General features: G+C 40.0%; 21 protein-coding genes. 12 read left to right on the top strand and 9 right to left on the bottom strand.

Annotated features, from left to right (window positions below):
• Both WDC_RS09880 and WDC_RS06960 read left to right on the top strand, forming a co-directional pair.
• Positions 1-304 (top strand): hypothetical protein (locus WDC_RS09880; RefSeq protein WP_044011151.1); only part of this gene is annotated, 304 nt, incomplete at its 5' end.
• Positions 305-482: 178 nt separating this feature from the next.
• On the top strand, positions 483-1,151 hold the full coding sequence (locus WDC_RS06960; protein WP_052497820.1) for an AP2 domain-containing protein: 669 nt from the start codon (positions 483-485) through the stop codon (positions 1,149-1,151).
• A 76-nt stretch (positions 1,152-1,227) separates the two neighbouring features.
• Here the strand turns inward: WDC_RS06960 and pgmB are convergent, their stop codons facing one another.
• The 4 genes from pgmB to WDC_RS06940 all read right to left on the bottom strand — a co-directional run bounded on the left by pgmB (position 1,228) and on the right by WDC_RS06940 (position 6,233).
• Entirely contained in the window at positions 1,228-1,902 is a 675-nt protein-coding gene (pgmB, locus tag WDC_RS06955; RefSeq protein WP_044011150.1) for a beta-phosphoglucomutase, read from the bottom strand.
• A gap of 18 nt (positions 1,903-1,920) precedes the next feature.
• Positions 1,921-4,638: a glycoside hydrolase family 65 protein gene (locus WDC_RS06950; RefSeq protein ID WP_044011149.1), complete on the bottom strand. Its 2,718-nt coding sequence runs from the start codon at positions 4,636-4,638 to the stop codon at positions 1,921-1,923.
• Between the two features lie 206 nt (positions 4,639-4,844).
• On the bottom strand, positions 4,845-5,228 hold the full coding sequence (mscL, locus tag WDC_RS06945; protein ID WP_044011148.1) for a large-conductance mechanosensitive channel protein MscL: 384 nt from the start codon (positions 5,226-5,228) through the stop codon (positions 4,845-4,847).
• A 45-nt stretch (positions 5,229-5,273) separates the two neighbouring features.
• A complete protein-coding gene (locus WDC_RS06940; RefSeq protein ID WP_044011147.1) occupies positions 5,274-6,233 on the bottom strand; it encodes an NAD(P)-dependent oxidoreductase in 960 nt (319 codons plus the stop codon).
• Between the two features lie 99 nt (positions 6,234-6,332).
• Here WDC_RS06940 and WDC_RS06935 point away from each other — a divergent pair, with 99 nt between their 5' ends.
• The gene (locus tag WDC_RS06935; protein WP_044011146.1) at positions 6,333-6,941 is read left to right on the top strand and encodes a Rossmann-fold NAD(P)-binding domain-containing protein; all 609 of its coding nucleotides are present in this window, start codon (positions 6,333-6,335) and stop codon (positions 6,939-6,941) included.
• 45 nt (positions 6,942-6,986) lie between these two features.
• Here the strand turns inward: WDC_RS06935 and WDC_RS06930 are convergent, their stop codons facing one another.
• Genes WDC_RS06930 through WDC_RS06920 form a run of 3 tightly spaced genes read right to left on the bottom strand, consistent with a single transcriptional unit; the run spans position 6,987 to position 8,792 of the window.
• Complete coding sequence (locus WDC_RS06930) at positions 6,987-7,847, bottom strand: DUF4097 family beta strand repeat-containing protein (RefSeq protein ID WP_044011145.1); 861 nt, start codon at positions 7,845-7,847, stop codon at positions 6,987-6,989.
• A 2-nt stretch (positions 7,848-7,849) separates the two neighbouring features.
• Positions 7,850-8,482 carry a DUF1700 domain-containing protein gene (locus tag WDC_RS06925; RefSeq protein ID WP_044011144.1) on the bottom strand — a complete coding sequence of 211 codons (633 nt, stop codon included), beginning with the start codon at positions 8,480-8,482 and terminating at the stop codon, positions 7,850-7,852.
• Positions 8,472-8,792 (bottom strand): PadR family transcriptional regulator, encoded by a 321-nt coding sequence (locus WDC_RS06920; RefSeq protein WP_044011143.1) that lies wholly within the window; start codon positions 8,790-8,792, stop codon positions 8,472-8,474. Before WDC_RS06920 ends, WDC_RS06925 begins: the two co-directional genes overlap by 11 nt.
• A gap of 150 nt (positions 8,793-8,942) precedes the next feature.
• On the opposite strand from WDC_RS06920, the gene WDC_RS06915 reads away from it, so the two are divergent.
• Together WDC_RS06915 and WDC_RS06910 are read left to right on the top strand one after the other, a co-directional pair.
• The gene (locus WDC_RS06915; protein WP_044011142.1) at positions 8,943-9,140 is read left to right on the top strand and encodes a hypothetical protein; all 198 of its coding nucleotides are present in this window, start codon (positions 8,943-8,945) and stop codon (positions 9,138-9,140) included.
• Positions 9,141-9,144: 4 nt separating this feature from the next.
• Entirely contained in the window at positions 9,145-9,879 is a 735-nt protein-coding gene (locus tag WDC_RS06910; RefSeq protein ID WP_191978660.1) for a CPBP family intramembrane glutamic endopeptidase, read from the top strand.
• A 60-nt stretch (positions 9,880-9,939) separates the two neighbouring features.
• On the opposite strand, the gene WDC_RS06905 is transcribed toward WDC_RS06910, so the two are convergent.
• Complete coding sequence (locus tag WDC_RS06905; RefSeq protein WP_044011141.1) at positions 9,940-10,401, bottom strand: MarR family winged helix-turn-helix transcriptional regulator; 462 nt, start codon at positions 10,399-10,401, stop codon at positions 9,940-9,942.
• A gap of 271 nt (positions 10,402-10,672) precedes the next feature.
• On the opposite strand from WDC_RS06905, the gene alsS reads away from it, so the two are divergent.
• The 6 genes from alsS to WDC_RS06885 all read left to right on the top strand — a co-directional run bounded on the left by alsS (position 10,673) and on the right by WDC_RS06885 (position 17,040).
• Entirely contained in the window at positions 10,673-12,352 is a 1,680-nt protein-coding gene (alsS, locus tag WDC_RS06900; protein ID WP_044011140.1) for an acetolactate synthase AlsS, read from the top strand.
• Between the two features lie 87 nt (positions 12,353-12,439).
• Complete coding sequence (gene budA, locus WDC_RS06895) at positions 12,440-13,153, top strand: acetolactate decarboxylase (protein ID WP_052497819.1); 714 nt, start codon at positions 12,440-12,442, stop codon at positions 13,151-13,153.
• A gap of 502 nt (positions 13,154-13,655) precedes the next feature.
• Positions 13,656-13,787: a hypothetical protein gene (locus tag WDC_RS09990; RefSeq protein WP_263640393.1), complete on the top strand. Its 132-nt coding sequence runs from the start codon at positions 13,656-13,658 to the stop codon at positions 13,785-13,787.
• Between the two features lie 289 nt (positions 13,788-14,076).
• Positions 14,077-14,616 carry an ATP-binding cassette domain-containing protein gene (locus tag WDC_RS09875; protein ID WP_225349632.1) on the top strand — a complete coding sequence of 180 codons (540 nt, stop codon included), beginning with the start codon at positions 14,077-14,079 and terminating at the stop codon, positions 14,614-14,616.
• Between the two features lie 18 nt (positions 14,617-14,634).
• Complete coding sequence (locus WDC_RS09870; protein ID WP_225349631.1) at positions 14,635-15,588, top strand: ATP-binding cassette domain-containing protein; 954 nt, start codon at positions 14,635-14,637, stop codon at positions 15,586-15,588.
• A 102-nt stretch (positions 15,589-15,690) separates the two neighbouring features.
• Entirely contained in the window at positions 15,691-17,040 is a 1,350-nt protein-coding gene (locus WDC_RS06885; protein ID WP_044011139.1) for an aspartate aminotransferase family protein, read from the top strand.
• 79 nt (positions 17,041-17,119) lie between these two features.
• Here WDC_RS06885 and WDC_RS06880 read toward each other — a convergent pair whose 3' ends face one another.
• The gene (locus WDC_RS06880) at positions 17,120-19,855 is read right to left on the bottom strand and encodes an HAD-IC family P-type ATPase (RefSeq protein ID WP_044011138.1); all 2,736 of its coding nucleotides are present in this window, start codon (positions 19,853-19,855) and stop codon (positions 17,120-17,122) included.
• Between the two features lie 275 nt (positions 19,856-20,130).
• On the opposite strand from WDC_RS06880, the gene WDC_RS06875 reads away from it, so the two are divergent.
• Complete coding sequence (locus WDC_RS06875; protein ID WP_044011137.1) at positions 20,131-20,871, top strand: SDR family oxidoreductase; 741 nt, start codon at positions 20,131-20,133, stop codon at positions 20,869-20,871.
• Positions 20,872-20,953: the final 82 nt, after the last annotated feature.

Genomic DNA, 20,953 nt, shown 5'->3' with positions numbered 1-20,953 from the left:
AATCCAGTTTATAAGAAACGAAAGTATTGAACGTAATTCACGATTGAAATATATAAGTGCTGCCATAGAAAGCATGATGTTTTGGGCTCTAATAATATTTGGTCTATCAGTCCTGACAGATGGCTCAAAACCTTATATGTATTTGTTTCCGTGTGTTTTTGTCATGGCAATGGTGTTAGTCGGAACTTGGTCGTTTATATATGACAAGAGTAATTATCCAGTAATGAATTTAGTAATTTACAGGCAACGGTGTGCTGGCAAATGGCGCGACCATATTTTTAAAAATAAGTGGTGGGGAAATTAGTTTCCATGATTTTTATGGATCCCGTAAAATTATATATTATTAGTATTATTCTATAAATACATTAGAATATATTTTATTTAATCATACATTTTTGCTTCTTTTTTTATGTATCATGATGTTATTGAAAACAGATTTTATCTGCTTTCAATAACTAATTAAATAAAAGAGTGATGAAATTATGGTTGATAGTGTAATTGGGGAAAAGTTTCATATGCTAACTGTAATTTGCCAACTGGAAAGTCACGACAAACGAAGAAAGTTATTACTGTGCCAGTGTGATTGTGGCCGGTATATTGTGGCTTCAAGAGGTGAAGTTGTTGGGGGAAGAAAAAGAAACTGCGGTAATAAAAGTCACCACTATATTGATATATCAGGACATCAGTTTGGTAGACTCACCGCCATCAAAGAAGTGGGCGAGACGAGTAGTGGGGACAAAAAATGGTTATGCCAATGTGAATGTGGCAATCAGGTGGTTGTTAAATCGTATGCATTAAGGAAGGGATTGACCAGAAGTTGTGGTTGTTTGCGTCGTGAATTAGGGCAAAAAAGATTTGCCAATGATATCCGGTTCTTAGCAAACAAGGGCAACAGTACTAGTTTTCTCAGCGCAGACGGAGTCAATTTGGTTTCATTAAGAAAAGGTGAGCGCAATACAAGTGGTGTGATTGGAGTGTCAAAGGAGAAAAAAACTGGTTGGTGGAATGCTCGACTATATTTCAATGGAAAATATGTGTTGCTTAAAACGTTTGATTCGTTTGAAGAGGCAGTTGCTGCTAGAAAAAATGCAGAAGCGCAGTATTTACAAAGAAATTATCAGGTAGAACAACATTCTGTTGCGAATGACTAGTATATTTAAAATTAGACAAAAATAATGGATCATAATGAGAAACTGATTAGTTTCCGATTACGATCCATTATTGTATTTACGAGTTCATTTTAGCTTTAATGTTAGCCAGAGTAATCTCTTTTGTATCCTCAAACACCATGTCAGCTTCGGTCAAAATTGCGGGACTGCCAACTCCCAGCGAAACTTCATTGGCTGCATTAATTCCACTAATACCGGCCGTCGCATCCTCTAGCCCAATGCATTGTTCTGGCTTCAAGCCAATAATTTCGGCGGCTTTGATAAATATTTCTGGATCTGGTTTACCTTTTGTTAACGTATTTGGATCCACCACGTGCTCGAAGTAATCCGTTAGCTCTAATTTACTTAGCACAGTAGGGGCATTTTTGGAGGCAGATGCAATCGACATTAGGTACCCCTGCTGATTTAATTCATCCAAGAATTCCTTGATGCCCGGGAAAATATCAGCAGGTGTAATTGTTTTGACAAATTGGAGGTATAGATCGTTTTTTTGTGTCGCCAATTTTTCCTTTTCGGTTGCAGAATAATCATTTTCTTTGCCACCAGTTGTAAGAATCAACTCTAATGAGTCCATTCGACTTAGCCCTTTGAGACCATTTTGCAGTTCATCGCTCCATTCAACGCCTAGTTGTTGTGCTAATTTACTCCAAGCTTTAGTGTGAAACTGGGCGGTATCAGTAATAACACCGTCTAAATCGAACACAAATCCTTTAATATCTTCAAATTTTGTCATTAATATTGACTCCTTTAATTAGTATTCAATTGTTACTGGTTGTTTTGCAGCTAACTCAACTGGTTGTTCGATAACCTGTAAGTTAATCGCCTGGTCAGCGGTCAACTTGATTTTATGATGGGTAATTTCAAAGTCAATGCAGGTACCATGATATTGTTGCGAGAAGGCGATTTGCTGCCATTTACTTGGCAGGTGGGGATTGACACTGATTTGATCTCCTAACAGGTCTACACCGCCATAAACGCGCGTTTCCAGTGCAATTGTAGCGCCCATCACACCGAGGTGAATTCCCTCAGCCGTCGTTCCTCCTTGAATATCATAATAATCAGAGAAGAGTGCCTGGTGGAAGAACTTCCAGGATTGATCCATGTTATCATCGTATTCCGTCAAAGCGGCGTAGACAATCCGTGATAGGGTCGAGCCATGCGTCGTCCGATCAAGATAGAATTGTAAATTGTGCGTTAGGTAGTTAGCCGGAAGGTGGTAGCCCATGTCAGAAATAATTTCATCCACATCACTAACATCAAAGTTGTAGTAGGCCATCAGTGCATCAGCCTGTTTAGCAACTTGATAAGCATCCGGGGTTTTGCCCTCGGACTTCAAGATACGATCAAGTCGGGAAATATCACCATACTTTTTGCGATAAGTGTCAAAGTCAAGACTTGGCAGATTAAAGTAGCCTTCAAATTGACCGATAATACCGTGTTCATTGATATCTAACTTTAAGCCATGGCTCACTTTATCCATTTCTTGATAGTCAGCATCGGATAATTCAGCTTTTTCATTTAATTGTTTTAGTGTAGCAGCATCATACATGCCAGTTAAACGTTTAACCAACTTGAACAGCCAAGCCACCATGATATTTGTGTAGGCATTGTTAGTCAGTCCCTCAGCGTCACTGTTGGGATATTCCTCGTGGAATTCATCTGGTCCCATCACGCCGTGAATACTGTAGCGTTGGTCGGCTTTATCATAGCTCGTCATGCTGAGCCAGAATTTAGCAATCGATAGTAACATTTCGAGCCCATAATCGGTCATAAATTGTTGGTCATCAGTTAAGTGTAGGTACAGCCAGACATCGTATGCCACCGAAAGCGACACATGGCGTTGCAGGCGACTATTATCTGGATCCCACTGGTTTGTAATCGGATTTAAATGCACAAATTGTGATTGTTCGTCGCCATACATCCCTGATTGCCAAGGGTACATAGCACCTTGATAACCCTCTGATGCAGCATATTTTCTTGCAGCACCCAGCCGTTGATAGCGATACATCAGTAGTTGTTTGGCCAAATCAGGGTAGTGGGCTGCATAAAATGGGATGATGAACATTTCGTCCCAAAAAACGTGACCACGATAAGCTTCACCGTGAAGCCCGCGGGCGCCAACAGAAGCATCTAGCTTGCCAGCACCAATTGCTTCGGCAGAAACGAAGAGGTGAAAGATGTTAACCCGACTTAGCTTTTGGCTGGTCAAATCACCAGTAATTTGCACATCGGCTTCTTGCCACATATTTTTGAAGAAAGCTTGAGTATGTTGTTGAGTTGATTCAAAGTCAGCCTGATCAACTTCTTTTAACACTAGTTGATCCAGTTCGTCAGAATGGCATTCCAGACTGGTGAAAATGGTGACTGATTTATCAAATGTATAGGTATGATTTGATTCAACATTGATGTTTAAAATCTGGCGTACAGCCGCAGAGGTGTTGCTAGTAATGATCTCTTTACGCGTGTCAACGTCAGGTGAAGTCAGTTTAGTTCCAATTGCAAACTCAACTTGTGAATTTTTGGTTTGACCGCTTAAAACAGCCTCGTTAGTAGAGGTCCCCATACTTGTAATATCAAGATGACGTTGATCAAACTCGGCGTAGCGGGCGACATTATCGTTGATCACATGGCCGTCAATTTCAGAATAAATCTGCATATTGCCAGTGAAATTTAATGGTGTAATTTCATAACGAATGGCAAACCGGTGCCACTCTTTCATATCAGCAATTTTAGTTGCTTTAACTTCCAATTGGTGTCCGGTCGACAAATTAATAATCATTGAAGTCGTTAATTTACCGGTGCGTAAATCAAGACTACGGTAAATGTCACGAATATCACTTTTTTTAATTTTAAACGGATTTGAATTATCAATGCCAAAAGTGAGAAATTGTGCGTTCGGCAAATTAACTAAATCCTCATTGACAATGTCACGACCGTTGATGTTGGTGGTGTTTTGATTATATAAGCCAGCAACATACATCCCCGGGTAGTTATCCTGATCGGCGTGCGCCTCAACATAAGCGCCTCGCAAACCAAAGAATCCATTACCGACTGTTAGCATTGATTCTTGACCGTAATTTCGTTTGTCCTTGTACTGACCATAATAATCAAGATGCCAGCTGTTATACTCACGCTTGTGAGCAACAGCTTTAGTTAGACCAATTTCTGTCACTGTTGATTGGGCGACTACTGGCACGTTAAACATGTTGGTCAGTGCTAACCCAATATCAATTCGTTGATGGTTAATACCAATAATTGTGTCTGAAAACGAGTAGCTAAGGGGATTTTCGATGATAATAGCGTCAAAAGTCACCCCTACTAATTTAACTCGAATTGTTTCTAAATTTTCACCAATGGACTGTTCGTCATTGTATGAAATAATGATTTTACGAGACTGCTTACTGGCTCGTTGAATGACGTAGTTAACTTCGATCGCATCGTCAACAATTTTTAAAGAGATTGTTTTCAAAATCAGCGCCCCTTTCTCAGTCTAAAAAAACTCTATATATTTAGACTAATGCTATTAGGCGAAATTATCAAACAAAACGATATGAATTTCGTTAAATATTCAATTAGAAAAAAGCTATAGTTAGGATTAATAATCATGGATTTAACTAGTATTATCGCAAAAAAAGAACCTAGCTAGACAGCCAGGCTCACATTTGTTCTGATGGATTAAGATTCATCGGTTGTTTGCTTTTTTAATAGATCGCGAATTTCCTGCAAGTATATTTCTTCATTAGAGGGGGTGGCCGGTGCTTCATCCGGTTGTGTTTTTAGAAACTTATTGATCAATTTTACCATGACGAAAATGACAAATGCGATGATCAAAAAGTTAATGATGGCGTTGATGAATGTTCCGACTTTGAATTCGGCACTGCCAAGCGTGATGATCCAACTAGAAAAATCAATTTTGCCGAGAAATAGGCCCAAAAATGGACTAATGATATTGTCAGTTAGTGATTTGACGATGGTCGTAAAAGCGGACCCAATAATGACACCAACTGCCAAGTCAACTACATTGCCGCGCAAAATAAATTGTTTAAATTCTTTTAGCATACTAACCTCCATGAATATAAGTCTTTAATTAAATATACCACATGATTAGTTGACGATGTATTTTGGTGTTTGCGAAGTTGACATGGTGACTGCATTATTTGCTACAATGGCGGCCATGGCGTCGCGAGCCTCAACAGTGGCATTGCCAATATGTGGTGTCAAGATGACATTAGCAAGTTGAGTGAACTCTTTTGCCACGTGGGGTTCAGCTTCATAGACATCTAACGCAGCACCCGCAATTTGGTTTGTCTTCAGTGCTTTCAATAGAGCCGCTTCATCGATAATTGGACCACGTGCCGCATTGATTAACAGTGCATTTGGTTTCATCTGAGCGAACTGTTCTGCGGCTAGTAGATGATGAGTTACATCTGAAAGCGGGGCGTGAATCGTCACAATATCTGCTTGTTGCAGGAGTTGTGTCTGGGTCACAAAGCTCGCTGAGCACTGTGCTTCAACTTCCGGTTGTAATTGCTGTCGTTGTGTGTAAATAATGTTCATATCAAACGCATGCATCCGTTTGGCAACGGCTTGACCGATCCCACCCATGCCAATAATGCCCAGCGTTTTGCCAGCGAGCTCATGGCCTAAAAAGTATAGTGGTGCCCAGCCGTCAAAACCAGTGGTACGCATGACGTGATCGCCTTCGACAATTCGACGGGATAATGCAATGATTAAACCAGTGGTTAACTCTGCAGTTGCAGTTGTGGAGACAAACGGTGTTTTGGTAACTAAAATATTTTTTTGCCGTGCATACTGAGCATCAATATTATTAAATCCGGCCCCAAAATTGGCAATCAACTTTAATTGGGGTGCGGCATCAATCACTTCGCGAGTGACGTTCGTAGATAAAGCGGTGATCAACACTTTGGTTGAATGGACTTTGCTAATTAACTCATCAGTCGTGATTAAACCGGGCTGATTAAATTCATCGTAAGTTAAGCCTGCCTGTGATAAAATAGCTGTTGCGTTATTCGGTAATTTTGCCGAAAGATAAACATCTGCCATGATGAAATGCCTCCTAATGTATTTGGGAATGATTACGGTTTCATTATGGCTTCAAATTACTATTTTGTACAGGAATGCACCCAAAAGGGACGATTAAAAATGGATCAGTTGGATCAAATCAGGCAAGAATTAGTACTTGCACAGCAACAAAATGAATTAGTTGCTATCTACAATTTCAATACAGACCAGACTTTTTCTGTTGGTTATATCATTGCACTTGATAGTGTCTTTGTGTTGATCGAAGGAATTGATATGGAAGGTAAAATTAATGGTCTCAATGCTATTCGGTTAACCAGTATCACGCAGTTAAGGCGCAATGGTGACTATATTGAGACTGTAAAAATTAAGCAAATGGTAGCCCAAAAATACAATTATTATGATATTTGGCATATACAAGATGTTGTCAAACAGCGTGATTTTACAAGCCATGGTATTTTAACAAATTTTCTGCAGTATAGTTACCAACATAAACGACCGCTGGTGATTGGAACACGAAAGTTCAAGGATCAGGATGATTTCAACGGTTATATCCACACCCTTAGCGCTGTGAAGTTAAATTTACATTATTTAGATTTCAACGATTTATCCTCACTGTGGGAGCGTGAAATTTTGTTGGCTGATATTGATTATTTACGAATGGATGGCAGTCAAACATATACTAGTAGGGCAATTTTGCAACAAGTGTTTGGGGAAAAGTTTCCAAAATAAAATAGTGTCAAAGGAGGCTAATCATCCTTTGACACTATTTTTTAGTTAATCATCAATTTCAATTTTACCATTGCGATTAGTCGCAACAATTCGATTAGTGGCAGTTGCATTTTCACTCAATTCATGACTTGCATGACGACCGAAAAGTTGAATGTTACCATTGTCAGATGATAGTCGGTAGCCGTCCGTTACAGGGCTTTCGATTTCAATCTTGCCATTTCTATTTTTGATGTTAACAACCTGTTTAAAAGTGACGTTATCAAATTCTTGGGCACCATTGCGAGATTCCAAGGTTCCGCCAACCAAAGTACTATTATCAAATTCGGTAGAACCATTGTGTAAGTCCGAGATTGTATTGGTTAGGGTTGAATTTTTAACTTCTAGTTGGCCGTTATTAAGCGTTAGCTGACCGTTATCCGTGATGTTTAAATTGCGCGCCTCTAAGCTACCAGTTGCTACTTCCAGTTGTACTTGTTTAGTTTCCAATGTATCGATATTCACATCACCGCCATTGAGAACGCCTTTAATGGCTGCCAGTTTTGTACCTGTTGGAACTGTGATCGTTAAACGCGGTTCAACGCGACCAAAACCGACATTAATGGGATCAAACTGTTTGTTGCTAATAGTGAGATTACCATTTGACTGTGAGATGGTCGGTCGCGACAGCTTTGAGCTGTTAATTTCAACCTTAAATGTGGTTCCGGTTTGAATACTGACGTCATAACCGTCAGTATTTAGTGTCAGTTGGTTGAACTTTTTTAATTTTTTGGTTGCTTGATAGCTTCGGTCAATTTTAACTCCATTTTGCCAGACTAGGTCAGTGGAGGCACCGCTTGCTAAACCAATGAGTGCAGCCAATAATCCAATGGCAGTTAGAATAGTCCCAATTATAATTGATTTTTTCATTACTAAGCGACCTCACTTTTGCGTTTATTTTTATTTTTAACGTAACGGTTATAGAGCCACTGAGTAAAATTGGCAGTCATTTGAATCAGTGCTTTAATGACTAAGTAGCCAATCGGGGCAAGGATCATCATGAGACCAATCGCCACTAACCCGGTACCGATAAATAAGATACCGGTTGGAATCGAGGTTCCAAAAACAGCCACGCCGCCGGCAATCGCTGCTAAACCAGCTACTACAATTCCAAGTAGTACCATGATGATGGCGATAAAAACACCCGCGATGGCAATAAAAATACCGATAATCGTGATGAAGATGGCAATTACGATTGGAATGGCAACAGGTGAGGCCATTAAGGCCAATAATACTAACCAAATCATGCGAATATTCTTTTTTGATTTGGGTTCATAGTGCGGTTGACCAGCTTCTTCATTATCTAATGCTCGGATTGAATAATCGGCTAATATTTTCCGGGATAATTGTTTTGGTGTTCCTAGTTGATGCACAATAATCGCTTCACTGGTCATCTGTGCATCTAAGATATATTCGCTATAAAAATCAAGGACATCGGCCTGCTCATCCTTAGTTAGCTGAGTTAAGTACGTTGCTAATTCTTCAATGTATGGGTTACTTTCCATCAGTTGTTCCTCCCAAAATTTGGTCCACAGTTACTCGGTATTGTGCCCAATCTGTCTGAATTTGTGCTAATCGAGTTTTACCTGTATCTGTGATGCGATAATAGCGGCGGTTACGACCTTGATAGGGCTCATCATAGGTATCCAACCACTTTTCTTTGCGCAGTCGTCGCAAGACAGGATACATTGTCGACTCTGAGACAGGGGTGAATTCTTGCACACGTTGAGTTAGTGCATACCCGTAATAGTTTTCTTTTGTTAGCAGGGCTAAAACGCAGCCATCTAACAATTCCGTGGTGATTGCAATGCTCATAGCTATTTCTCCTGTCATATTATACTCAATATAGTATTGGTTCAGCAATAATATAACAAGAATCAAAAAGATTGTCAAATAAAAAATGAAATGCTCAACTTTAAGGCTTATGCTATACTGCCATATATAATGAATAGGAGAATGAAGAAGATGCGAAATTTACAATTAATTGTTGGTATTTTATTGTCATTTATTATTTTTGCCGGTTTAATTTGGATCACCCTGATTAAGTTAGTCAGTGGACTGATGCTGTTTTTTTGTTGGTTGATTGGTTCCATTATTGTGATGAACTTGGTTTCCTACCTGGTGATTAAATTGCACACTAATCATCATGAAAAAAAGGAGTAAACTAATGGACACACAAGCATGGGATCGTTTTTGGCAACAAAAGACACCTAGTAACTTCTATCTTTGGCTGTCAAGTTTGGTGAAGCGAGCTGCATTAATTGGCGTTTTATTCATCTTAATTCAGCTGCCACCAACTGCAATGGCACTAATTAAACGCCATCCGCACTTAGACGCTGTTTCCGGTAGTGGGATCGTGATTTTTGTGGCTTTATTTGCGTTAATTATTGGGTGGACCTACCGCCTGTATCAGCGTTATAACACGACTGAAATTAAACCTAGTAGCAATTTGAAGGATATCAGGACAGTTATTCTTGGTTATTTGGCTATTTTTGCTGGGCAAATAGTGCTGGGCACCCTAAATTCCATGATTAATCATCAAACCTCAACAGCGAATAACAATGCCGTGGCTAAGTTAATGAGTAGCAATCATTTAATCATGATTGTCTTTAGTTTCTCCACTGTATTATTGACTCCGTTTGCCGAAGAATTGATTTTCCGTGGTGTGCTAACTAATTTATTTTTTAAACCACATCAATTTTGGTGGAAGGTGATTTTATCTGGCATTGTATTTTCATTGGGGCACGCTAGCACCACACTGATCAGTTTTCTGATTTATTTTTACATGGGTGGCGTGCTCGCGTTTGTCTATCAGCGAACCGGTAAAATCAAAAACTCCATTATGCTCCATGGTCTGAATAATCTAATTGCAATGATCGAAATGCTGCGATTATTAATGTAAATAGTAATCGATAGCAAAAAGATCCCCACGGCTTTAAATTCAGCCATGGGGATCTTTTATTTAAATTTGCGGAATAATATTATCTAACCGTTGTGTAATATCGTTAATTTCATTGACTCGTTGTTGGTAGTCTTGTTTAGGGAGGTCAAGTCGGGCAAGGCTACTTTTAACTTTGCTAACGATCAGTGGTTTGCTTTGATTTGATTTGTCAGTTAATTTGACGAGCACATGCCGTTCATCAGATGGGTCTTTTTGCCGTTCAATCCAACCATGCTGTTCCAGTCGTTTGAGTAATGGAGTTAACGTGCCACTATCAAGCATCATTGTCTCGCCCAGCTCATGCATTGACAGATTGTCCGTGTCAGCATCCCAAAGAGTAGATAACACAATGTATTGTGGGTAGGTAAGCTTGAATTGTGCTAGTACTTCAGCGTAAAAACGGTTGAAACGCTTGTTAGCGCTATAAAGTGCAAAACAAATTTGATGGTCTATGTTTAGTGGTTGGTTTAAATCGTGATTCAAATTATTTCCTCCTAAAAATATGTAATTTCAGTTGCGCACGATATTGTATCTTATAATGAAAAGTTTGCCAAACATTTGGAATCATGTGAAAATTTAAATGTGCAATAATTATTTTTGTAAAGCGGTTGTAAAACCTTTTATGGCAAGAAAACGGGTCATAGCAACTTTTTTGATTTTCACATTATTTCACAAGCGGAAAAACTAATTTTGCATTAAAACAAAAAGTGGTAGTCTAGTAATAATTACCAAAAGGTATAAGGGAGGAATTAATTTGGTAGACGAACAACGTTATGGTGCAGATGCACTAGTAGAAAGTTTAATTAATCATCAGGTTAAATATGTGTTTGGAATTCCAGGTGCAAAGATTGACCGGTTATTTGAGTTACTCGATCATCCTAAGAACCCTAAGGCACCCCAACTAATTGTGACACGGCACGAACAAAATGCCGGTTTTTTAGCCTCTGGCATTGGCCGATTAACTGGCGAACCAGGAGTGGTTGCAACCACGTCAGGTCCCGGTGCTAGTAATCTAGCAACTCCAATTGTTACTGCTACTGCAGAAGGTGATCCGGTAGTTGCGATTTCTGGTCAGGTACCACTAAAAGATTTATTCCGTCAGACCCACCAAAGTATGCCTAACAAAGAATTATTTGATCCCATTACTAAGTTCAGTGCTGAAATTGGTGACCCGGAAAACATTTCTGAAGTGGTTGCTAATGCGTTTCAATCAGCAACTGAAGGCAAGCAGGGAGCCAGTTTCATTAGTTTGCCGCAAGATGTTGATGACGCTAAGGTCACAACCGCTGCATTGCCGCCATTGGACGCCCCTAAATTAGGACTGGCCAGTGGTGAATCAATTGCGGAATTGGTCCGCCGCATTAAAACAGCTAAATTACCAGTATTACTGGTTGGTATGCGTGCATCGTCCCCAGATGTCACTGCCGCCATTCGTAAATTAGTTAAAAAAGCTGGTATCCCAGTTGTTGAAACGTTCCAAGGTGCCGGTATTATTTCACATGAATTGGAACAGGATTATTTCTTTGGCCGGGTCGGTTTATTCCGTAATCAACCAGGTGATAAGTTATTGAAGCATGCTGATTTGGTTATTACAGTTGGCTATGACGCCATTGAATACGAGCCTCGTAACTGGAACGCAGAGCAAGAGGCTGTGATTACTGTCATTGATTCGACTGCGCCACAGTTGGATAAGAATTTCCAACCCACCACTGAATTAATCGGTGATATTGCGGCTACTGTATCGCATTTAGCAGACCAAGTTGAAAACTATCAACCAGCTGCTGAATCAAAGCAGTATTTGCAAGACTTGCATACCGAAATTGAAGCCGATCAACAAGAAACTGCTCCTACAGGTAAGGATAATTTAAATCACCCGTTAGCCGTTATTGAAGCATTACAGCGGCGCGTTAATGACCAGATGACCGTTTCTGTTGACGTTGGTAGTCATTATATCTGGATGGCCCGCCATTTTCGCAGTTACGAACCACGCCACTTACTATTTAGTAATGGTATGCAGACTCTCGGAGTCGCACTGCCATGGTCCATTTCGGCTGCGTTGGTCTGGCCAAATGCGAAGTCCGTTTCGGTTTCGGGTGATGCTGGTTTTCTCTTTACAGGACAAGAATTAGAGACGGCCGTTCGCTTAGGACTAAATACTGTTCATTTGATTTGGAATGACGGGTATTACGATATGGTCCGATTCCAAGAAATTATGAAGTATGGTAAGGACGCTGCGGTCAAATTTGGCCCAGTCGACTACGTTAAGTACGCCGAAAGTTTTGGTGCAACTGGATTGCGCGTTGAAAGCCCAGATCAGTTAGGTGAGGTATTGGACAAGGCGTTTGCAACTGAAGGTCCGGTCGTTGTTGATATTCCAATCGACTATTCACATAATTCAGAGTTAGGTCAAACCCTATTAGCTGATCAATTTTAAACAGTCATTAAAAGGAGTAGAGTTAGAGGTGGTAAACACGCTAGCTCTATTTTTAATCGATGAGTTATTTTTTGAGGAGGTAGTATTTTGAGAGATACGACAACATTGTACCAACACGGTACATTAGCAATGTTAGTAGCAGGATTATTTGAAGGGACATTGCCACTCGGGGAGTTATTGGAACATGGTGACACTGGCATCGGTACAGCTGATTGCTTAGATGGTGAGATGGTAATCGTCGATGGTCAAGCATATAAAGTACAAGGTTCTGGTACTGTGGTTCCCTTAACTCCCGATACGAAGGTTCCGTTTGCGTCTGTCCATTTCATGGATGCGCAGGAGCAACGTTCAGTGGTGGGCGTGACTGATGAGCAACTGAAGCAACAAATTCAAACTGAGATGAAAATGGATAATGTTTTCGTCGGCTTACGGATTGATGGTACGTTTAGCCATATGCATACTCGGGCAGTGAATAAACAAGAACGGCCATTTCCAAACTTAACTGCAGCAACTAGAGTTCAACCAGAATTTAATGCGGATCAAGTTAGTGGTACAGTGGTGGGCTATTTTGCACCGCACCTGTTCCAGGGAGCAACAGTTGGCGGTTTTCATTGGCATTTTATTAATACAACACGTAATTTTGGCGGTCACATTTTAGATTTTACCATTGACCAAGCTGAGATTTCCGTTCAAGTATTGGAAAACTTGGTTCAGCATTTACCAATTAATAATACAGAATTCAGAGCAAAAAATCTGGATTTAAAAACTTTGAGTGATGATATTAATGAAGCTGAACATTAATTAATGCGTCTGTTATCGGACAAATATTAAGAAAAAATAAAGTAGAGTTATATAGTTGTAATCGCTTTCATCATATGCTATAGTACTAATTGAGGAAGGCCAAATAGTTCTCGCATTGCAGTATTGGAGCTAAGTGAGTGAAGACTTGAGTTCCTAGATCGAGAAGCGTTTTCTGGATGTCAAAGCTGAGTAGACAAGCAGCAGCGTAAGAGTGACTCTAAATATCGAAATCATAAATGGATGAAAGTAGTCACCAGCGTGCGCCAGGGGATGTCAAATAACAACTTTGCGGAAGAAGTTAAAGATTCAATGATTGCAAAGTCGTATGGTTCTTCCGAAAAAGTCCGCCAATATTAAAAATTGGCGGTTTTTTTGTACTTATTTTAAATATTTAATTATAGAAACGATAATAATTTAATTAAAATTCATGTTTTTTTCAAATCTGCTAGGTATAATTAAGATAATGTTAGAAGTGAACAGACCAAGGAAAGGATGATGTTAGATGCACCATTTAAACCAAGATGAATTAAAAGAACGATTAGAGATGGAAAATCAAGCAGCAGAATTTTCATTAGATTTGATTTGCCATGAAGAAAAAGAAGAACTGAAAAAAAAATCAGTTAGAATGCCATAATTAGTGATAGTTGTAACATACTAATTGAATTAATAGGCTTGTTTTTCAAATATTAGCATGCTATATTATTGGTAATTAAGAAGAATGGGGTATTTAGGCCAATGCGCATCTAATCATTTTTGACAGTTAAATTTTACCTGAGAATTAAGAACCACAGGTGGAGTTTGTTTTGTTGGAGCTGATTAGATGCGTGCGGACTAAGACTAAAATAGTCAGCACACTTTTTTAAGGTGTGCTATTTGTTTGCCATTTTTTTCTAATTTGCTTCCAACCAAAGGGGGACAAATGAATGGCACAAGTTAAATTAACACAAATTACCAAGGTCGTTAACGGTAAAATATTATTTGAGGCGCCCAATTTAACCGCACATACTGGTGAAATTGTTGGCATTATTGGCAACAATGGTGCCGGCAAAACAACGTTAATGAAAATTATTGCAAACCAAGATCCAGATTTCGATGGTCAGCGGCTAGTGCAGGGATCGGTTGTGCTAGTACGTCAGGTCAATCCGTTAGTGGATCAAAGTGGCGGGCAGACAACGATTACTAACATTAGAACTGCATTAGCACAACATGCGGCGATCCTGATTTTAGATGAGCCCACCGCTAATCTAGATGAAGAACATCAAGACTGGCTAATCGGACAATTACGACACTTTGCTGGTTTAGTATTGTTAATCTCGCATGATCAGCATTTATTAAAACAGGTAGCTACTAAAATATGGTCCGTCAGTAATCATGCATATCAGCAGTTTGATGGTGGTTTGACAGAGTTCGAACGGTTAAATAATCAAAACCAAGCTTCTCAATTCCGTGAGTATCAACGGTAGCATCAAAAAGAGCATGAATTGAAACTAGCGGTTCAAGCACGTCATGAAAAAGCAGCAAGAATTAGGCGAGGTAATCACAAGATGGGGCAAGTAGAGCTAACGAAAACTAAATCAGCTCGCGAAGAAAATGCCGGTAAAATGGAACGTGGTGCTCACGCGTTACAAAAGCGAGCACACAAACAAAATGATGTTACTAAACCATTTCAGGGCTCGTCAGTTAAATTGATGGCCTCTGATTTCCCAGTTTTTACAGGCAAGACGGTCGCGCATGTGGATCATTTAGATTTGAGTAGAAACGGCAAAAAATTGTTGCAGCAAGTTACTTTTCAAATTAAACCAGGTGAACGAATTGCTCTAGTTGGCCCGAACGGCATTGGTAAGACGACCTTAATTAAGGCGATGTTAAACGGACAAATGCACACTCAGTTATCACAACATGCTCGAGTGGTGTATTTTAATCAGGATATTACTAAATTACCAAAAGCAAAGTCAGTCTGGGCATTTATCCAGCAAGCGAGTGTCTTAGATGATGTCCGTTCGAGACAAATAATGGGAGCTTTTGGTATCAACCAAGTGTTTTATTCGCGATTAATTGGTGAACTCAGTGGCGGCGAACAAGTTAAATTGCAGCTGCTGAGTATTTTATTAAGTAGTAGTAATTTTTTGATCTTAGATGAACCAACTAATTTTCTTGACCGTCAGGCACTGACCGCATTGGCGGACTATTTAATTAATTATCCTGGCACCGTCTTATTAGTTTCTCATGATCTTACATTTCGGACCCAAGTTGTGACCCGAACATTAATGTTTCGTGAGAAAACGTTAATTGATCCGCAACAAATAGTCTTGCATGCAAAACAGCCCAGTAAATTACCATTATTACAACTAAAGTACGATCGATTAATGGCTGCTGCTGATTCTGATACAGCAGAGCTACAAGCATTAAAACAAGCGATTGATAAACTTAAATAATCGGTTTCATCAAAAAATTAATTAAATTGACATTAGATTAAAATAGGATTAAAATCTTGCGTATCTTTTGCGAGCACAAATTGACTTGGGAGAGCCAGATAAATGAATGCAAAAACAAATAAGGCCCATGAACTAATTGCCGAGGAAAATAAACACTATGCTAAATCTGCGCGGATTAATTACTTTGATTTGGTGGTCGATCACGCCCACGGGGCAACGCTGGTCGATGTTGACGGCAATGAATATATTGATCTATTAGCTAGTGCCTCAGCGATTAATGTTGGCCATTCACCTGACAAAGTAGTGCAAGCAATTCAAACGCAGGCGGCCAAATTGATTCACTATACACCGGCATATTTTCATCATGAGCCTGGTCAAGAATTGGCACAGCGATTGGCGAAATTAGCGCCGGGTAATTCTGAAAAGATGGTAGCATTTGGCAATTCTGGTGCAGATGTTAATGATGCCATTATTAAATTTGCTCGTGCTTACACGGGCCGACCCTACGTTGTTTCGTATATGAATAGTTATCATGGCTCTACGTATGGCTCACAAACGTTATCTGGTGTTAGTTTAAATATGACCCGTAAAATTGGATCCATGCTACCGAATGTAGTGCATGTGCCATTTCCGGATACTTATCGACACTATCAAAATGAATCAGAACATGAAATTTCGTTACGATATTTTGCCGAGTTTACACGACCATTTGAAACTGATTTACCGGCAGATGAAACTGCGGTAGTTCTGATCGAACCTATTCAAGGCGATGGTGGCATTGTGAAGGCGCCAGCTGAATATATCCATCTAGTCTATGATTTTTGTCAGAAGAATGGTATTTTGTTTGCAGTGGATGAAGTTAACCAGGGACTAGGACGAACCGGCAAAATGTGGAGTATTGATAATTTTGATATTGAGCCCGACCTGATGTCCGTTGGCAAATCAATTGCCGCAGGGATGCCATTGAGTGCGGTGATTGGGAAAAAGAAAGTGATGGCAGCACTTGACGCTCCAGCACACTTGTTTACGACGGCAGGCAATCCAATTTGTTGTGCTGCAGCCTTAGCTACGTTAGATATGATTGAGGATGGTCTGGTCGAAAAATCGGCAAGTGATGGTGAATTTACCAAACAAGCTTTTAAAAAACTGCAAACTAAATACTCATTTATCGGGGATGTGCGGATGTATGGCTTGAGTGGTGGAATTGAAATTGTAACGGATAAGGAATCTAAAACACCAGATGCGCTGGCAGCAACAAAAATTATCTATCGCGCTTTTGAAAAAGGGTTGGTACTTGTGACATTGATGGGTAACATCCTCAGATTTCAGCCACCACTGGTGATTACGCAGTCTCAATTAGAAACATCGATTCAAAAACTAGATGAAGTATTTAACGAATTAGAACAGGGGAAGATTGAGTTGCCAGCAGAAATGAATAATGTTGGTTGGTAATTGGTAGTGATGAGAGACATTAAATAAAGAGGCATAGGATTACCCAGTGGGTAAATTCTATGCCTCTTTGCTTTATATATTATTCTTTAGTAAAACGTTCAGCCTTTTTGGCGCCATGTTTGCGGTACTCAATCCGGGCTAATTTGATCACTTCTGTGATGAACAAAACGATTATCCCTGCGATAATTGGGATAAACCAGCCGTAAAAGAAGTTAACGCTAGTGGTATGGAAGATCTTGTGCATAAATGGCAGATAGATAATGCCCATTTGCAACAGGATCAAGATCCCAATGATGTAAAACGCCATTTTGTTTTGAAAAAAGTATTTTGAAATTACAGGAAACGAATTCCGTATATTGAACAAGTAGAAAATTTTGCCAAATATGATGATATTCAATGCCATGGTGCTACCAATTACCGTTGAAACTCCCATTTTGGTAACCCAATCGAATGCGACTAAGCCCAGTCCAGCGATCAGGACTGATACATAAACGATTTCAACCACATCCATTTTGGATAGGATACCGGACTTGACTGAACGAGGACCACGCATCATGATTCCTTTTTCTGGAGGCTCAAAGATAAACGCAAATTGAATCGTCAATGCTGACACCATGTTAATCCATAATAATTGTGTCGGATAAAGTGGCATTTCTTGGCCTAACAATATACTGAAAGCAACGACTAACCCTTCTGCAAAACTAGTCGGCAGTAAAAACCGAATCGTTTTATTAATATTATCAAAAACGTGCCGGCCTTCGCGGACAGCAGCCACGATATCTGTAAATTTATCGTTGGCTAGGACCATGTTGGCTGATTCTTTTGCTACTTCCGTCCCTTTAATGCCCATTGCGACACCAATATCAGCTTGTTTAAGGGCAGGAGCATCATTAACACCATCGCCAGTCATGGAAACCACGTGCCCATTAGCACGCTGGGCGTTAACAATTTGTAATTTGTTGTTTGGTGTTGTCCTTGCAAAAACATTGTAATTATCAATTTTTGCTTGTAATTCTGCCGGTGACATTTCGTCAATTTCTGGTCCGGTAATCGCACTAATGCGATCATCTAATCCGAGATTGGCTGCAATGGCACGCGCTGTGTCAGGGTGGTCACCAGTAATCATTTTGACTTTGATCCCAGCTTGGCGTAGTTGCAGGATTGATTGCGCAACTTCTTCTCGTGGCAGATCAATCATGCCGACCATGCCGGCGATGGTCATGTTGGTGTCAATTTTTTCTAAATCAATCGTTTGGGTTTCAGCTGGCACCGGTTGGTAAGCTAATGCTACCACTCGTAATCCTTCAGCGGTCATTTTAGCCATTTGTGTTTTCCAGTATGTTTCATCAACCACCATGCCGTTGTCTGCTGCCATGTTGATAATTGTTGCGGGTGAACCTTTCAGCATTAATATCCGTTGGCCCTCAAAATCAACTAAGCGAGCCGAAAATCGAATTGCCGAATCAAATGGCAAAGAGTCAATTGGCTCTGAATCTGGGTAATCGCCAGTTAACTTTTTATATAGAGTCGTTAGGGCGCCATCAGTTGGTTCACCAGTGACTTCCCAAACACCATGTTCAAAATGGAGTTGTGCATCCGTTGTTTGCCCAGCAATGTTGACTAGCCAGCGCATTTGTTCATCGCTAGTCCATTCAACTGATTGGCCGTTGTACTGCAACTGACCTTCAAGATCAAGGTTACCCTCTGTATCGTAACCGACACCGCTAACAGTATAAACACGATCCTTAGTCGTTACTACCGTGACAGTCATTTCATTTTTGGTTAGTGTCCCAGTTTTATCGGTGTTAACAATGTCAACGGCCCCAAGTGTTTCTACAGCTGGTAAGGTTTTAACAATCACATTTTTCTTCGTCATTTGCCGAGTGCCCATTGCGAGCACAACGGACGTACTGGCAGGCAACCCCTCTGGCATTGAACCTACGACCATGGTAACAATTACAATTAACAAGGCGGGTAGACTGTAGACTTTGGTGACCCAACCAAGAATAAATAATGCTACGGCGGCAATTAAAATTGCCACGGATAAACCGAATCCTAATTTATTGAGGTTGCGCATCAATGGTGTTGGTTGTTCCTTAACCGCACTCACAGACTGTTGAATTTGCCCAATTTCAGTATCAACAGCAGTTGCAGTGACAATTCCAAGTGCCGAGCCTGTGGTTACTAGAGTGGAGGCAAACACCATATTAGTTTGGGCTGTGATTGCCAGTTTTGCTTGTTCCAGGGGTGTATCAATTTTTTCTACGGCGATTGATTCACCTGTTAAGGATGACTCTTGCACGCTAAAATTATCAGCTGAAATGAGTCGAATATCAGCCGGAACTGCATCCCCAGCCTCGAGGTTGACTAGATCACCGACAACAAGGTCACGAGAATCAAGTTCCAGTTTTTCATCGTCTCGAATGACAAAGTTTTTTGAAATCAATAGTTCACTAATTTTTGCGAGTGCATCGTCAGCCTGCCGTTCCTGCACATAACCGATAATCGCGTTGGCAAAGATAACCAGTGCAATAACGATTGAATCAGAGTAGTGATGCATTAAGAAGGTGATTACTGCAGCGATGGCTAAGATGTAAATGATACTGTTGTTGAATTGTTTAATAAAGCGAATGAAGTTAGATTTTTTCTTAGCGGTTAATTCATTGCGACCATTAGTAACCAGACGTTCTTGTGCGGCTGCACGACTCAGTCCAGTCTCGGGGTCGGTTTGTAATTTAGTTGCTAGTTCAGCTGATGACAGTTGCCACCATTGTTCGTTGTTAGTTGTTTGTCTATGCGGGTCATCATCAATCATTTAATTTATATTCCACCTGTCGTTTTATTTTGATTAATTATGTTTGGTCGGTTGGTCACAAGACCAAGGCGTCCACAACCTTTCATGTCATTTGTGTATTAGTGTAGAATAATTATATCATTGATAAGGTAGTCCTTGGAAGTGAAAAGCAGTGTTCCAAAATAATTCATTTAGCAGCATGATTATGGTTGCAATCGTAATTTTATTTAAAAGCGCTTTCAAATTATTACGTAAATATGCTAAGCTGATACAAGAAAATATGAGGGGATGGAACAATGACAATTGAGGGGCAAGTAGTTGTAATTACGGGAGCATCATCTGGAATTGGCAAGGCGACGGCAGTTAAGTTAGCTAAATTAGGTGCCAAAGTGATGCTCGGTGCCAGACGAGAAGCACAATTAAAAGCGATTGTGGCGCAAATTAAAGCAGACGGTGGCGTGGCTGATTATCAGGTGACTGATGTAACTAAATTTGCAGATATGCAGCAGTTGGTTCAAGCCACAAAAGATAAATTTAAACGAGTCGATGTGTTATATAGTAATGCAGGGGTGATGCCAGTTGCAACACTCGATAATTTAAGCATCGAGGAAATTAATGCAATGGTGAATATTAATATTAAGGGTGTTTTACACGGTATTAAGGCGACGCTGCCCATTTTTCATGAACAGGGTAGTGGCCATTTTATTGCCACCGCATCGAATTCAGCCCACGTAATTAACCCACGTTTTGCGGTTTATTCGGCTACTAAATTTGCAGTGCGAGCAATCATGGATGGTTTACGCCAAGAAGAAATTGGTAATAATATTTTATCTACTATTATTTCGCCAGGAGCCGTAAATACTAATTTATACCAAACGTCCAGTGATCCACAAACACGGGCGGAGTTAAAAGATGTGGAAGAAAATCGTGGGATTAATCCAACGACAATTGCGAATGCGGTGGTATATGCACTGTCGCAGCCTAATAATATCGGTATCAATGAAGTATTACTGCGTGAAATTCACCAAGATGATTAGCCGTATTTTTGAGAGAATTAAATAAAACCAGTCAATTCCTAAAAAGGGATGGCTGGTTTTTAATTTTATTATCTAAATTTTC

Origin of the sequence: Paucilactobacillus wasatchensis (genome assembly GCF_000876205.1) — a bacterium.
Classification (GTDB): domain Bacteria; phylum Bacillota; class Bacilli; order Lactobacillales; family Lactobacillaceae; genus Paucilactobacillus; species Paucilactobacillus wasatchensis.
The sequence above is the reverse complement of the archived record's forward strand: the minus strand, read 5'-3'. Positions and strand labels throughout refer to the sequence as shown.

Coding starts and splice junctions, on each gene's coding strand:
- WDC_RS06910 (WP_191978660.1), top strand. CDS start 9,145: ATGGACACACAAGCATGGGATCGTTTTTGGCAACAAAAGACACCTAGT.
- WDC_RS06920 (WP_044011143.1), bottom strand. CDS start 8,792: ATGAGCATTGCAATCACCACGGAATTGTTAGATGGCTGCGTTTTAGCC.
- WDC_RS06960 (WP_052497820.1), top strand. CDS start 483: ATGGTTGATAGTGTAATTGGGGAAAAGTTTCATATGCTAACTGTAATT.
- WDC_RS06930 (WP_044011145.1), bottom strand. CDS start 7,847: ATGAAAAAATCAATTATAATTGGGACTATTCTAACTGCCATTGGATTA.
- WDC_RS06935 (WP_044011146.1), top strand. CDS start 6,333: ATGGATCAGTTGGATCAAATCAGGCAAGAATTAGTACTTGCACAGCAA.
- WDC_RS06925 (WP_044011144.1), bottom strand. CDS start 8,482: ATGGAAAGTAACCCATACATTGAAGAATTAGCAACGTACTTAACTCAG.
- WDC_RS06885 (WP_044011139.1), top strand. CDS start 15,691: ATGAATGCAAAAACAAATAAGGCCCATGAACTAATTGCCGAGGAAAAT.
- WDC_RS06875 (WP_044011137.1), top strand. CDS start 20,131: ATGACAATTGAGGGGCAAGTAGTTGTAATTACGGGAGCATCATCTGGA.
- pgmB (WP_044011150.1), bottom strand. CDS start 1,902: ATGACAAAATTTGAAGATATTAAAGGATTTGTGTTCGATTTAGACGGT.
- mscL (WP_044011148.1), bottom strand. CDS start 5,228: ATGCTAAAAGAATTTAAACAATTTATTTTGCGCGGCAATGTAGTTGAC.
- WDC_RS06940 (WP_044011147.1), bottom strand. CDS start 6,233: ATGGCAGATGTTTATCTTTCGGCAAAATTACCGAATAACGCAACAGCT.
- WDC_RS06915 (WP_044011142.1), top strand. CDS start 8,943: ATGCGAAATTTACAATTAATTGTTGGTATTTTATTGTCATTTATTATT.
- WDC_RS06880 (WP_044011138.1), bottom strand. CDS start 19,855: ATGATTGATGATGACCCGCATAGACAAACAACTAACAACGAACAATGG.
- WDC_RS09990 (WP_263640393.1), top strand. CDS start 13,656: ATGCACCATTTAAACCAAGATGAATTAAAAGAACGATTAGAGATGGAA.
- WDC_RS09875 (WP_225349632.1), top strand. CDS start 14,077: ATGGCACAAGTTAAATTAACACAAATTACCAAGGTCGTTAACGGTAAA.